Annotated in this window: 12 protein-coding genes; all 12 read right to left on the bottom strand. The window is 51.0% G+C overall.

The window, feature by feature from the left end:
• Complete coding sequence (hemH, locus tag NR121_RS02860; protein WP_054819249.1) at window positions 1-945, bottom strand: ferrochelatase; 945 nt, start codon at window positions 943-945, stop codon at window positions 1-3.
• Between the two features lies 1 nt (window position 946).
• Window positions 947-2,020, bottom strand: coding sequence for a uroporphyrinogen decarboxylase (gene hemE / locus NR121_RS02855; RefSeq protein WP_062409260.1), 1,074 nt, complete (start codon window positions 2,018-2,020; stop codon window positions 947-949).
• Between the two features lie 280 nt (window positions 2,021-2,300).
• Window positions 2,301-3,296, bottom strand: a complete 996-nt coding sequence (gene hemB / locus NR121_RS02850) for a porphobilinogen synthase (RefSeq protein WP_054819247.1) — start codon at window positions 3,294-3,296, stop codon at window positions 2,301-2,303.
• Window positions 3,297-3,327: 31 nt separating this feature from the next.
• Entirely contained in the window at window positions 3,328-4,869 is a 1,542-nt protein-coding gene (cobA, locus tag NR121_RS02845) for a uroporphyrinogen-III C-methyltransferase (protein WP_139170766.1), read from the bottom strand.
• 13 nt (window positions 4,870-4,882) lie between these two features.
• A complete protein-coding gene (gene hemC, locus NR121_RS02840; protein WP_256830457.1) occupies window positions 4,883-5,827 on the bottom strand; it encodes a hydroxymethylbilane synthase in 945 nt (314 codons plus the stop codon).
• Between the two features lie 146 nt (window positions 5,828-5,973).
• Window positions 5,974-6,738, bottom strand: coding sequence for a precorrin-2 dehydrogenase/sirohydrochlorin ferrochelatase family protein (locus NR121_RS02835; protein ID WP_074727137.1), 765 nt, complete (start codon window positions 6,736-6,738; stop codon window positions 5,974-5,976).
• A 14-nt stretch (window positions 6,739-6,752) separates the two neighbouring features.
• Window positions 6,753-7,577, bottom strand: a complete 825-nt coding sequence (ccsA, locus tag NR121_RS02830) for a cytochrome c biogenesis protein CcsA (protein ID WP_062409264.1) — start codon at window positions 7,575-7,577, stop codon at window positions 6,753-6,755.
• A gap of 15 nt (window positions 7,578-7,592) precedes the next feature.
• Window positions 7,593-8,993, bottom strand: a complete 1,401-nt coding sequence (hemA, locus tag NR121_RS02825; protein WP_054819246.1) for a glutamyl-tRNA reductase — start codon at window positions 8,991-8,993, stop codon at window positions 7,593-7,595.
• Window positions 8,994-9,303: 310 nt separating this feature from the next.
• Window positions 9,304-9,708 (bottom strand): adenosylmethionine decarboxylase, encoded by a 405-nt coding sequence (speD, locus tag NR121_RS02820; RefSeq protein WP_062409266.1) that lies wholly within the window; start codon window positions 9,706-9,708, stop codon window positions 9,304-9,306.
• Window positions 9,709-10,116: 408 nt separating this feature from the next.
• Complete coding sequence (locus NR121_RS02815) at window positions 10,117-10,704, bottom strand: hypothetical protein (RefSeq protein ID WP_054819245.1); 588 nt, start codon at window positions 10,702-10,704, stop codon at window positions 10,117-10,119.
• A 278-nt stretch (window positions 10,705-10,982) separates the two neighbouring features.
• Entirely contained in the window at window positions 10,983-11,627 is a 645-nt protein-coding gene (gene yihA, locus NR121_RS02810; protein WP_256830417.1) for a ribosome biogenesis GTP-binding protein YihA/YsxC, read from the bottom strand.
• 78 nt (window positions 11,628-11,705) lie between these two features.
• A complete protein-coding gene (gene lon / locus NR121_RS02805; RefSeq protein ID WP_062409268.1) occupies window positions 11,706-14,036 on the bottom strand; it encodes an endopeptidase La in 2,331 nt (776 codons plus the stop codon).
• Between the last annotated feature and the right edge of the window lie 81 nt (window positions 14,037-14,117).

Here is a 14,117-nt window from a genome sequence, read left to right as displayed (position 1 = left end):
TCAATTCCTCTCCAACTGCGCGTAAACGACGTCGCTTAACGCATCCATGTACAGCGGGTCGGTATTCAAGGAACGGGTACGTTCCAGATGCAGTCCGAGCTCGCGAGCCGTTAGCTGCGCTTCAATATCGAGGTCGTATAAAATTTCAAGATGATCGGAAACAAATCCGACCGGGCAGATCAGTACATGCTCCGCCTGCTTTTCCTGCTTGATGGTGCGCAGCACGTCCAGGACATCGGGACCAAGCCATGGCTCTCCGGTCTGTCCCGCACTCTGCCAGCCGAACTGCCAATTCGTCAGACCCGTCTTAGCGGCGACCGCTCTGGACGTTTCCAGCAGCTGCTCAGGGTACGGATCTTTCATCTCGAGTATTTTTTCCGGCAGGCTGTGTGCGGTAAAAATCACCTTGATCCGGTCCTTCTCCACCCCTTCGAATCGGTTCAAGGCTTCTTCCACCCGCTCCGCCAAAGCTTCGATCAGCTTGGGATGCAAATGGTAGCTGCGAACGAACCGGATGTTTAAACCAAGCTCATCCGCCTTCGCTTGCGCCCGTTTCATATACCCCCCAACGCTCATCGAGGAATAATGCGGAGCCAGCACCACGCCGACCGCTTCCGTAAGTCCGTCCTGAACGATTTGCTCTACGCCGTCCTCTATAAAAGGGGCCGCGTGCTTTAAGCCTTGATAGCAAATAAACGTGGTGTCCGGATATTTCTCGTTCAACCGGTCCTCCAGAGCCTTCACTTGTTTGTCGGTGTTCTCCCTAAGCGGAAATACGCCTCCCACAATCGCTTCATAGCGATTTTTCAAATCCTGCAGCTGCTCCGGCGTCGGAGGATGCCCTCTCCGGATATGCGTATAATAGGCTTCAATGTCATCGATGCTTTTGGGCGTTCCGTAAGACAAGACAAGAACACCAATCCGTTTGATCTCCGTCGCACTCATGTTATACACCGCTTTCCTGTTTGAAAGTTCCCTGCGCTTTCAGCGCCTGACGGGAGTACGTATGGATAAACGCTGTGAGCTCCCTCAGCTTTTCCAAGGAAGCCTCCGGGAACAAGCCGTGCCCTAGATTGAACACGTACCCCGGCTTTTGAATGCCTTCATCGATAATGGCCTTGGCCTGTGCCTCAATGACGGACATGGGAGCTGTCAGCACATAAGGGTCCAAATTGCCCTGCACCGCAAACCGGCTGCCTACGCGCCGACGTCCTTCTGCAATCGGAACACGCCAATCCAGTCCGATAACGTCAGCCTGGACATCCCGTAGATAAGGCAGTAGCTCCCCGGAGCTGACGCCCGGGAAATAAATTTTCGGCTCCTCATAAGATTCCATCTCGGCAAAAATACGGCGGATCGTCGGCAGCACATAGGTTTGATAATCGGCCGGAGACAGCGCCCCGACCCAGCTGTCGAACAATTGCACCGCTTTGGCGCCGGAAGCGATATGGGCTTTCAGATATGTAATGACCATGTCTCCCAATTTGTCCATCAGCTCAAACCAAATCTTCGGTTCACCGTACATCAGCCCTTTGGTGCGGATGTAGCTCTTGGAGGGCTTGCCTTCGATCAAATAGCTGGCAATGGTAAACGGCGCACCCGCAAACGTAATGAGCGGAACCTGCAGCTCTCCAACCAGAATTTCAATCGTCTTCAGGACGTGTGATAAATCCTGCTCCACCTGAATCGGCTTCAGCCTTTGCACATCCGCAGACGTGCGAATCGGGTTATGGATCACCGGACCGATATTTTTGACAATATCAAAATCGATTCCGATCGAAGCGACGGGATTCATGATATCCGAATACAAAATCGCCGCATCGACGCCAAGCTTTTTCACCGGCATCATGGTCACTTCCGCCGCCAGCTCCGGCTGCCTGCAAATTTCAAGAAGGCTGTATTTTTCCTTGATTTTGCGATAATCCGGGTCATACCGTCCCGCCTGCCGCATATACCACACCGGCAGCGTATCCACTTCCTGCTTTTTACAAGCACGGATAAACAAATCATTATAGCTCATATTGGATTCCTCTTTTCCGCATTCCCGTTGTATACTTTCCATTATGCCCTATTTGAAAGCAGGTAACAACGTATGTCAGCCGCCGTTTTCCGACAAATGTATGACAGCTGATTTCAAGGAAAATATCTCGCTCATCCCGGGAACGGAGAGCCGCCATGGCAGTCATCCCATTGGCCAACGTCCGGCCCCTTCGATGAAGGCGGCAAATCTAATGAAAAAAACGTTTGTCCTGCAGCTGAGCTGGAAGACAAACGTTTGATTACACGATAGACCGATTCGGTTATTCTTCTTTCAGCCAACGGGCAATGTCCTTGGCGAAATAAGTAATGATCAGATCCGCGCCCGCCCGCTTAAAGCCGACCATGGTTTCCATCACGATAGCCTTCTCATCGATCCAGCCCTGTGCGGCCGCGGCTTTGACCATGGAATACTCCGCGCTGACGTTGTAAGCAACAATCGGAAGATCATAACGGTCGCGCAGCATCCGAATCATATCCATATAAGCGAGCGCCGGCTTCACCATGAGAAAATCGGCGCCCTCCGCGACATCGGCATCCGCTTCACGCAGCGCTTCGCGGGAATTGGCGGGATCCATCTGATACGTCTTCCGGTCGCCAAACTGCGGCGCCGAATGGGCTGCATCACGGAACGGTCCGTAGAATGAAGAAGAATATTTGACGGAATAAGACATGATCGGCACGTGCTCATAGCCGGCTTCGTCCAACCCTTGACGGATCGCATACACGAAACCATCCATCATGTTCGACGGTGCAATGATATCCGCACCGGCTTCGGCTTGAGACACCGCCGTTTTGACGAGCAGCTCCAGCGTAGGGTCGTTCAACACCTCGGCACGCCCTTTGGCTTCATCAAAATGAACGATGCCGCAGTGGCCGTGGTCCGTGAATTGGCACAGACAGGTATCCGCAATGACTAAAAGCTGGGGATTCCATTCTTTGATCCGGCGGGCAGCCTGCTGAACGATGCCGTTTGCGTCATAAGCCGAGCTTCCGTGAGCATCTTTATGCTCCGGTACGCCAAACAAGAGAATGGCTTGAATACCAAGAGCCGTCACTTCACGAATTTCTTCTTCCAACCGGTCTATTGACAGATGGTATACGCCCGGCATTGAGCTGATTTCTTCTTTAATTCCGGAACCATGGGTCACAAATATCGGATAAATCAAATCATACGTGGAAACAGCGTGCTCTCTTACCAGATTACGTATTGCGTGGGACGTACGCAGTCTGCGATTTCGAACGAGCGGGAAACTCATAAGTTCTCCTCCTAGCTGCGGTTAGTCGGCTTTATTCGCCGCTATCCTGTTGGTATAAGCTGGCCACAAGCGACGAAACCGTCGCTTCTTTGGCCATATAGTCTACATTCAGCCCTGCATCCAAAGCAGTTTGGGCGGTTAACGGACCGATACAAGCAATGTTGCAGCCCCGGAGCAATTCAACCGGCTCATGCTCGCCAAGCTCCTTTAATGCGCGAAGCAGATTTGTTACTGTAGATGAGCTTGTAAACGTGACAATATGAATTTTACCCTGCTTGAGCAGCTCGATGATTTCATCACCGTGATCGGTTTCCAGCACCGTTTCATACATATCGATTTTGGTCACATGCAAACCGAGTTCCTTGAGCTTATGAGGCAGCGCGTCCCTGGCGATATTCGCTGTAGGAAGAAGCACACGCTGATTCGGCTGCAGCTCGGCAGCCAATGCTTCGGGCAGCGCATCCCCTTGATACCGTGAAGGGATCGTTTCAATCATCAGGCCTCGCTCCTCCAACGCTTCCGCTGTTTTCGGACCGACGGCCGCAATACGCGCCTTCGCAAGAGAGCGTATATCCTTACGCAGCTCCCGCATTCTTTGAAAGAAAAACTCCACACCGTTTACGCTTGTAAACATAATCCAGTCAAACTGTTCCACAGAGCTTATGGCGTCATCCCGCAGCGCTTGAGCAGCGGGATCGGTTGTCTGCTGTGTACGAATCACCGGAAACTCCACCGCTTCTCCGCCCAGTTCATCGATTTGGTTGGCTAAATCACTGGCTTGACTGCGCGCACGGGTGACCAGGATTCGCCGTCCGAAGAGCGGCTTCTTCTCGAACCAGGAGAGCTTGTCTCTTAGCTTCACGACTTCGCCAACGATCGTAACCGCCGGCGATTGAAAATTGGCTGCTCTCACCTTTTCCGCGATATCCGTCAATGTTCCCGTCAATGTTTCCTGCTCCATCCAAGTTCCCCATCGAATGAGCGCCACAGGAGTCTCCGGAGATTTGCCGCCATGAATCAGCCGGTTGCATATTTGCTCTAGGTTAGCCACACCCATTAAAAAAATAAGTGTGCCGGACGCTTGCGACAAGTTATCCCAATTCACGCTGGAGTATGTTTTATTTTTATATTCATGCCCCGTCACGATGGAAAAGGAAGAAGTAAAATCGCGATGCGTTACCGGGATTCCGGCATAAGCCGGCACGGCGATGGCGGAAGTAATGCCGGGAACAATTTCAAACTTGATCCCGTTGTCCGCGAGCAGCTCCGCTTCCTCTCCCACGCGTCCGAACACGCTCGGATCTCCGCCCTTGAGCCGGGTCACGGTCTTTCCTTGAAGCGCAAGGTCGACCAGCAGCCGGTTAATTTCCTCCTGCTTCATCATATGCTTGTCGGGCAGCTTGCCCACAAAAATTTTCTCCGCACCGGCCTTCATATGCTTCAGTAGACGCGGGCTGGCAAGTCTGTCGTAAACAACCACATCGGCCCGCTGTATTGCCTCCAAGCCTCTCAACGTAATCAGCTTCGGATCCCCTGGTCCGGCACCGACAAGATAAACGACACCCTTATTCACAACCGTTTCTCCCCTATTCCCCAGCTATGGACAGCAGCTCTGCAGCTCCTTTGGCGATTAGTGCCTCGGCTAAAGCTAATCCCAGCTTTTCCGGATCTGTTCCGTTCATTGTTTCTTTTAACATCCGTTTGCCGTCCGGCGATCCCACCATGCCGGTCAGCGTGATTTCCGGTTTACCGTCGGCGTTCACTTCGCCCAATTGGGCATAAGCCCCGATCGGAACCTGGCAGCCGCCGTTCAAGCGGCCCAGGAAGCTTCGTTCCGCGCTTACCGCAATAGCTGTAGGCTCATGGCGGTACCCGGCCAGGAGATCCAGCACGAATTCGTTATCGCCGCGGCACTCGATACATAACGCTCCCTGTCCTACGGCCGGGAGACACAACTCGGGAGGCAGGTATGCGCTGATCCGATCCTCCCAGCCAATACGACGCAAACCGGCCGCGGCTAACACGATGGCGTCGAAGCCTTCTTTCTCCAGCTTGCCCAGCCTTGAATCGATGTTGCCTCTTACCGGTTCGATCCGGAAGTCCGGCCGATAGTTTTGCAATTGGCTTGAGCGGCGCAAGCTGCTTGTCCCGATCTTTGCCCCCTCGGGGAGGTCGTCCAACCCCCGACCCCCGATCGTAATCAACCCGTCGCGAGGGTCTTCCCGTTCAGGTATAGCGCCGATCACCAAGCCTTCCGGAAGCTCGAAGGGCATGTCCTTCATGCTATGTACCGCCAGATCGATTTCGCCATCGAGCAGCGCTTGTTCAATTTCTTTAACGAATAAGCCTTTACCGCCTACCTTGGAAAGCGTTACATCGAGAATCCGATCGCCTTTGGTCACGATTTTTTTCAATTCGAACTCCACTTCGATGCCGTTCCGCTCACACAGCTCCTTAAGATGATCGATCACCTGTCCGGTTTGTGTCAGAGCGAGCGCGCTCTGTCTGGTACCTACAACGATTTTACGCATGCGTTCGGTCAACCCCTTGTCCACTCAATCAGCCTCTATAGCTAATGACCTGATATAAATTAAGAAAGCTTCTGAGCGAAGCCCGCTTGAATAACCCTTTGTGATCAGACAGTATTTTAACCATCCGTCTGGTCTTCTTTTTCTTTTCATTCATGCCCATTCCAAGCGTTTTGTAGACTCAGCAGCCAATCTCCGATGCTGCAGATCCCGTCGATTGTCGGGTCTTCCGCCACGCGGCGCAGCAGCTCCGACCGGAGATGATCATATGGCAGTCTCCCTGACTTAAACAAAGGAAGCAGCTTCCACTCCAGCATGGCCCGAAACAACTCCTGGCGTTCAGACGTATCGGACACGACAGTCTGGACGGTCATGCGCAGTTCATGCATCAGCTCCAGATACGGCGCGTACTCTTCTCCAAACATGTCTTCAAGCTGCCTGCGCACTTTGGCGGCCAGCGAAGGGCTTGCGCCTGCCGTCGATACCGCCAGCGTCAACCGGCCGCGCCTCAGGGTCGCCGGTACAATAAACCCTCCGGCCTCCGCATCATCGGCCGAATTCACAAGCTTACCGAGGGCTTCCGCTTCGGCACATACCTGCGCATTCACCTCGGCATCGCCGGTAGCGGCGAACACGAGAAACGCTTGCGCCAGTACGGGAAGACCGGCGGTATATTCCTCACGCTGCGTCCGTATAAGCCCTTGCTCCGCCCACGCTTCCAATTGCGGGGTAAGCCGCGGGCTGACCACTGTCACGCTCGCCCCGGCTTCCATGAGGGTACAAGCCTTACGCTCGGCGACCCTTCCGCCGCCGACAACAAGGCACGGCTTGTCCTCAAGATCAAGCAGCACCGGGTACCATATTTTGGCTCCGTCTTTCCGTCCCGCAGCCGGTCCATTGGATTTGGCCGCCATCCGCACTTCCTCCCTTACGACCATTGGTGAAAGCCGGAATAGTAATTCGCCAGCAAGAAATTAAGCAGGGTGATCACGAATGCCGCCAAATTCCAAAGCGCCAGCCTGTTGCCCGGTGCTTTCAACAGCATCCGTTGAAATAAATAAAAAACATAAGCCAAAAGAACAAACCATGAATTCACTACTTTAGAGTCGAAAAAGAGTGTAAAATCACCCTCAAGCGCAATCCATACAATACCAAGGGAAATACTCAGCAGCAGCAGCGGAGCACCGATCACCGCAGCCACAAACGCATAGCGATCCGTCTTCTCCAAGCTTGGAAGCCGCAGCATCTGCTGGGACCACTTCTTTTCCTTCAGCATGCGATGTAAAAACAAGTACATGCCGGAAAATACCGCCGAGACGACGAAGGCTGCATAGCCTCCCACCGCCAACGTAATATGAATGAATAAAAGCTCGTCATTAATATTCCAATGCGACAGTGTAGGAGAAATTCCCGGCCTGCTGAAAAAGTTGGCCGCCAGCACAGCAAATCCCAGCACATTAACCAAAAAGACAAACAATTCGATCCGAAAAAAACGATTGATAAGAATGGACACAGTCACTAGCAGCCAAGAAAAAATAAACAGCGTTTCGAACATCGAAAAGGTCGATAAATTTCTATGTTCTACCAGGCTGTAAACCAAGTATGCCGTTTGCAACACCCATACAAAAGAAAGCAACCCTGTACCCATCCGTTTTGCACTTCGGTTCGAACCGACAAAGTCCGAGAAGTAAAACAGGAGGCTCAGGGCATAGATATAAATAATGGCATCATACAACCAAGTTTGCGTAACCATGGCCTCCCTTTCCGGTTAGGCTTTGGCCAGAACATCAGCAGGCGTGGCGGATGCCCTTACCTTGGAAAGAAGCTCCTCTTTCATCCGCTCCTGCGCAGCTTCCTCTTCTTGCTTCTGCGCCGCTTGCTCCATCCGCTTTTGCTCGGCCAACTGCTCTTCCAAGGCAAAAATTTTCGTGAACATTTCGAGCGCATCATCCCCATGACGCTCAGCTGCCATTTCTTTAATACGGACAATGGGATCGCGCAGTATTTGATTGACAATGCTTTTGGTTAATTTGCGAATCACTTTCAATTCGCGTTCATCCAATTCGGGCAGCTTCTTCAGCAAGCTGTCCATGGTTTCCTCATGAATGGAGGCCGCTTTCGTTTGCAGCGCCTGAATGACAGGACTGACACCCAACGTCTTCGTCCACTGTTCAAAAGCCGCGATCTCCATCCCTATCATCTCTTCAATCTGTACCGCCGCTTTCCGGCGTTCTTCCAAATGGGAATTGACGATGGATTGAAGATTGTCAATGTCATATAAGAAAACATTCGGCATTTCACCCAAACGCGGATCCAGGTCGCGCGGAACGGCGATGTCGATCATAAACAGAGGTCTGGAGCGGCGGCGCTGCAATATGGAAGACACCTGCCCGGCAGTTAATACATAACCGGACGCCCCTGTGGAACTGATGACGATGTCCGCCTCCTCGAGATGAGCCATCAAACGGTCCATCGTGCTTGCGACGCCGCTAAACTTATCTGCAAGCTCCCGAGCCCGGCTTAGCGTACGGTTCACAACGATGACTTTATCCGCTCCGTTGGCGTACAGATGCTTTACCGTCAGCTCGCTCATCTTCCCGGCGCCGATAATCAGCACTTTCTTGCGCTCGTAGCTCCCGAAGATGCGTTTGCCGAGTTCCACCGCCGCATAGCTGACAGATACCGGATTTTCCCCGATTCCCGTCTCGGTGTGCGCTCGTTTAGCCATGGTAACAGCCTGCTTGAACAGCGTGTTAAACAAGACACCCGTCGTCTTCTCCTGCTGTGCCAAAAGGAAAGCATCACGAACCTGGCCTAAAATTTGCGTCTCACCGATCACCATCGAATCCAGTCCGCTCGCCACCCGGAACAAATGCTCAATGGCTTTCTCATTCTCCAAAACGTAAAGATGTTTATTGAACTGCTCTTTCGGCACATCGAACCATTTTTCAATAAATCCCCGTAAAAGATGTCCGCACAAATGCTGGCTGTCAACCACAACGTATAATTCCGTCCGGTTGCAGGTGGCCACAATGACGCATTCCATCACGCTTTTGATGTTCTTCAGCTCTTTCAGCGCCAGCGGCAAATCCTTCTCGGCGAATGCAAATTTTTCTCTGATCGATACCGGCGCTGTTCGATAATTTAAACCTGCCACGACGATATGCATCTGGTTCACCTGCCTCCTCCTTTTAAATTGAATTTATTATAGCATAGTTGTCCGAGCTTCTTCGACATAATTTATGAACTTTTTTTCACATTCACGGCTTATTTTCAAAATTTTCTTGTTCAAGACCGCATTTCTATTTTCCTCCGGAATACCGGGACGTATACTTGCCGGCTCCATTTTTTTCTTGGCCTCCGGATGACTGCCTGCATGCAGCCGAATCCCCTCTCAACCAAGCAATTACTTGATATGTATGGGAGGGAATGAAAAGAAATAACCACGGAAACGATTCCGTGGTTATGATATGTTCAATTCATGATTTAATCAATTCCGCTTGCTTCAATACCGGTGTTTCGACTTGCAGTTCACCCACACCGCGAACCAGTTTTTTAGCGTGTGCAACCTCCGGCTTCAGAACGGAGAGCATATGTTCAATCGCTAGCTGAGGATCGACCGTCTCGCCACAGGTATAACAATCGAGCGCTGCGAAGCCTTTCTCAGGATACGTATGAATGGAGAGATGACTTTCTGACAGTAATACAAGAACCGTTGCGCCTTGTGGTTCAAATTGCTTGGACTGCACCGACAAAACGGTCGCCCCGCAAACCTCGGCAGCTTCTACCATTTGTGCTTGTAACCATTCAGCATTATTGAGAAGTTCGAAATCGACTCCCCATGTATCTACAGCTACGTGTCTTCCGAAAGTTGAGTATTCCATCTTCCGGTTCCCCCTTCCTAGGAATAAAATGTTTTGAAAATTTCATCCGCTAGGACCTACGTCATTCACTTCTCGAGGGAATAATCTCTCGCAACATTACATGTCCTGAGTGAATCCTGGTTCCTATTATTTTTTCAACGAAAATAAAAATAACATCTATTGACCAGAAATGCAATACTTTTTTTTGCAAATTCGTTTTTCCCTATCATCCGTGAACACCCAACAACAAAATATGTACAAAACATGTCCCATGTGAATTGAGGATGGCCTTCATCCCAAGCCCATTAGCGGCTGTAACGGCGATATCCGAAACCGGTATAAACAAAGGTGTATAAAAATGCAAATGGAACCCTTCCCCGGCACAGCAAAGCCGAACCGGAAAGAGTTCCTATGAATAAACGCATTATCTTAAGCTTCAAGTACAAACAAACGATGCGTCAGTTTGCGAAGTCGGACATCGATCTGGTCGCGAACGTAATTTTCCGTGATCTCATTGCGAAGGTCAAGCAGGCTGTTCACTTGCTCCTTGAGCCACCTGATCTCTTGCTCCACCTCATTCTTATGGAACAAATGCTCCAATTGACCGAGCGTATCCTTAAATTCATAAACCACTTTTTCGGCATTCTTCGCCTTCTCCACAATCTTGACGACTGCGCCTTGTTTATATGTGTAGACCATGGTGTAAGCATGATAAATCCGGTGAACGACAGCATCCCCTTTAAAGACGGATACTGCTTTTCGCATGGCGTTAACCAGATTTCTATTTTTCATCCGGCAAGTGCCTTGACATACATACAAATTCATTTGCCGCTCAAACGGCAGGACGATTTCTTCACCAGCGTCGTCTTGCAGCACAACCTCTTGATTTCCATTTTCAAGAACTTTGACTTGCAAAGAAGCCCCCTGGTCGACAAACATTTGAATGAATTGGGTCATCTCGGCTTCCGTTAACTTTAGGCAGGTTTTGACGTATTCAGTCGCTAACCTATTTGCCATAAAAATCCCTCGATTCATTTTTTTCGAACCTAAGCTTGAGCCTATTTTCAGTTGTTCTCTATACATTATACTACATAATTATTTAATATTCCTGCTCCCAAGGTTTTGTATTTCGCCGGAAATTAGAAAAATTCGCTTTTTCCCCTCAGAAGACCGGGGGAACGGGTAAATAACTCTTTCTCCCTCCCTTTGTTTCGCAGTTCCCCGTACCAATGCCGTAAAAAGGCAAAAAGAAGCAGCCCGCAGTCTTTCCTGTGTTCAAGACCAGGGCTCTTCTTTTATCGGCTTTCATTTTCTTTGGCGTTATTTATTGCATCTTCAGGCTCCGATATTGCGCCGTCTCCGATCCGCTGCTCGATGACGGACCACAATTCGTCTTTACCGAGTCCCGTTTCGGAAGAGAACAGCACAAGCGGGTCGGACTTGTCCACACCCAGCGTCTCTCTAACGATCTTCATGTGCTTCTGCCATTTGCCCTTCGGGATTTTGTCCGCCTTCGTGGCTACGAGGCACACCGGAACCCCGTTATGCTTGAGCCAGGCATACATCGCCTGATCGTCCTTCGAAGGCGGGTGACGAAGATCAATAACCTGCAGCACAAGCTGCAAATATTCCCGCTTCAGCAGGTACTCCTCGATGAACTTCCCCCACTTTTCCCGTTCGGTTTTGGACACCTGCGCATAGCCGTAACCGGGCAAATCGACAAAAAATAAATCGGTATTAATCCGGTAATAGTTAAGCTGCTGCGTTTTGCCGGGCTTCGAGCTGGTGCGGGCCAGATTTTTACGGTTGATCATACGGTTGATTAATGAAGATTTGCCGACATTAGAACGCCCTGCCAGAGCAATTTCCGGCAAGGCATCGGAAGGATATTGGCTTGGACCGACGGCACTGATCACAAATTCAGCCTGATTTACTTTCATGCCATTTCACTCATTTCTAACGGATGCCGATTAATCCGAACGGATCTCCGCGCAGCGGATTCAATCGGCGCATATATATTAGACTCCTACAGGTTTGACTAAAGCATGTTCAAGAACTTCGTCCATGTGGGAAACAGGGATAAAGTTCAAATCGCTGCGCACACTTTCGGGTATTTCTTCAATGTCCTTTTCATTATCTTTGGGCAAGATGACCGTACGGATGCCTGCCCGGTGGGCAGCCAAGCACTTTTCCTTCAATCCGCCGATCGGAAGCACGCGGCCGCGAAGCGTAATCTCTCCTGTCATGGCCACATGGCGGGAGACAGGTATACCGGTAAGCGCCGAGACCAACGCCGTGCCCATCGTAATTCCGGCAGAGGGCCCATCCTTCGGGATGGCTCCTTCCGGAATGTGTATATGAATATCAAATTTTTCATGAAAATCGGCTTGAATATGGAACTGCTCAACCCGCGAACGTGTGTAACTGAATGCGGCCTGAGCGGACTCTTTCATCACATCGCCGAGCTTGCCCGTCAAAGTCAGCTTGCCGTTGCCGGGCATGACCGTCACTTCGATCACCAGCGTGTCTCCGCCGACTTCTGTCCAGGCAAGTCCCGTGACGGCTCCGACTTGGTCTTTTTCTTCCGCCATCCCAAAACGGAATTTGGGTTGACCCAGGAACTCTTTAAGATTGTCCTCCTGTACGTGCACGCTTTCTGTTCCGCCGACGACCTGCTTGGCGGCCTTTCGGCAAATCGATGAAATTTGCTGCTCCAAGTTGCGGACGCCGGCTTCCCTTGTGTACTCGCGAACCGTTTTCATCAGCGCAGCTTCATCTACGATCAGCTGCTCATCCGTCAGCCCGTGATCCTCCCGCTGCTTCGGAAGCAAATAATTTTGCGCGATATGCAGCTTCTCGATCTCGGTATAGCCCGGGATATACAGCACTTCCATTCGGTCCAGCAGCGGTCTCGGAATATTGTGCACGCCATTGGCCGTCGTAATGAACATCACCTTGGATAGATCGAAAGGAACTTCCACATAGTGATCGCTGAACGTGCTGTTCTGTTCCGGATCGAGGACCTCCAGCAGCGCCGATGCCGGATCGCCGCGAAAATCCATCGCCATCTTGTCGATTTCATCCAGCAGGAAAACAGGGTTGTTGGTCCCGGCCGTTTTCATCCCCTGAATGATCCGTCCCGGCATGGCGCCGACATAAGTGCGGCGGTGTCCCCGAATCTCAGCCTCGTCCCGCACTCCGCCCAAAGAAATTCGAACGAATTCGCGTTCCAAAGAGCGTGCGATGGAGCGGGCAATCGACGTTTTCCCGACGCCCGGAGGCCCTACGAGACACAGAATCGGGCCTTTCATTTTTTTGACCAGCTTCTGTACGGCCAAATATTCAAGAACACGTTCCTTGGGCTTCTCCAAGCCATAATGGTCCTGATTAAGGATTTCCTCCGCTTTGCGGATATCCAGATCGTCTTCTGTCGAATGTGACCAGGGAAGGGCAAGCAGCCAATCGATGTAATTGCGGATCACCGAGCCTTCCGCCGATGTAGCCGGCATTTTCTCAAGCCGATCGATTTCTTTTTCGATCTTCTCTTTTACTTTCTCCGGCACTTCGCTTTGCGCCAGCTGGCTGCGCAGCTCCTCCGCTTCACCAGCACGGCCTTCCTTGTCCCCCAGCTCCTTCTGGATAGCCTTCATCTGTTCGCGCAAGTAATATTCCTTCTGCGTCTTCTCCATTTGTTTTTTGACGCGTTGGCTGATTTTGCGCTCGAGCTCCAGCACTTCCCGTTCGTTGTTCAGAATGTTCAACAGCTTTTCCAGCCGCAAACGCACATCCACGGTTTCCAGGATTTCTTGTTTATCTTTAATTTTTAAAGATAGATGACTGCAAATGACGTCCGCCAGTCTTCCCGCCTCATCAATATCGGAGACGGCGGCCAGCGTCTCCGGGGTCACTTTCTTTGAAAGATTAATATAATGCTCGAATTGATTTAATACGGTACGCATCAATGCATCGATTTCCGGATCGGACACTTCCTGTTCGGGCAGTTCCTTGACGTGAACCTCATAATATTCGTCATTGACCAGAAACTCGGTGATTTCCGCGCGCACGACGCCTTCCACAAGAACCCTGATCGTACCGTTGGGTAGCTTGAGCATTTGACGTACTTTGGCAATGGTACCGATCCGGTAAATGTCTTCGTTCTTCGGTTCTTCAATATTTACTTCGGATTGCGAGCACAGCAGGATCATGCTGTCCTCGACCATCGCTTTCTCGAGCGCACGCACCGACTTCTCTCTGCCTACGTCCAAATGCAGAACCATGCTCGGATAGACGAGCAATCCCCGCAGCGGAAGCAGCGGCAAACGACGCACCTTCTGTTTGCTCGGTCCCATTGGCGAGCACCTCCAGACTTAACATACATGCTGTGATTTACATTTTATCAAAATTGTTTTCAAAACACCAATCAGCGCCTT

It is taken from the genome of Paenibacillus sp. Pae15, from assembly GCF_024519685.1.
In the GTDB taxonomy this organism is placed as follows: Bacteria; Bacillota; Bacilli; order Paenibacillales; family NBRC-103111; genus Paenibacillus_G; species Paenibacillus_G naphthalenovorans.
Note: the sequence above shows the minus strand (reverse complement) of the source record. Positions and strands in the feature narration are given on the sequence as shown.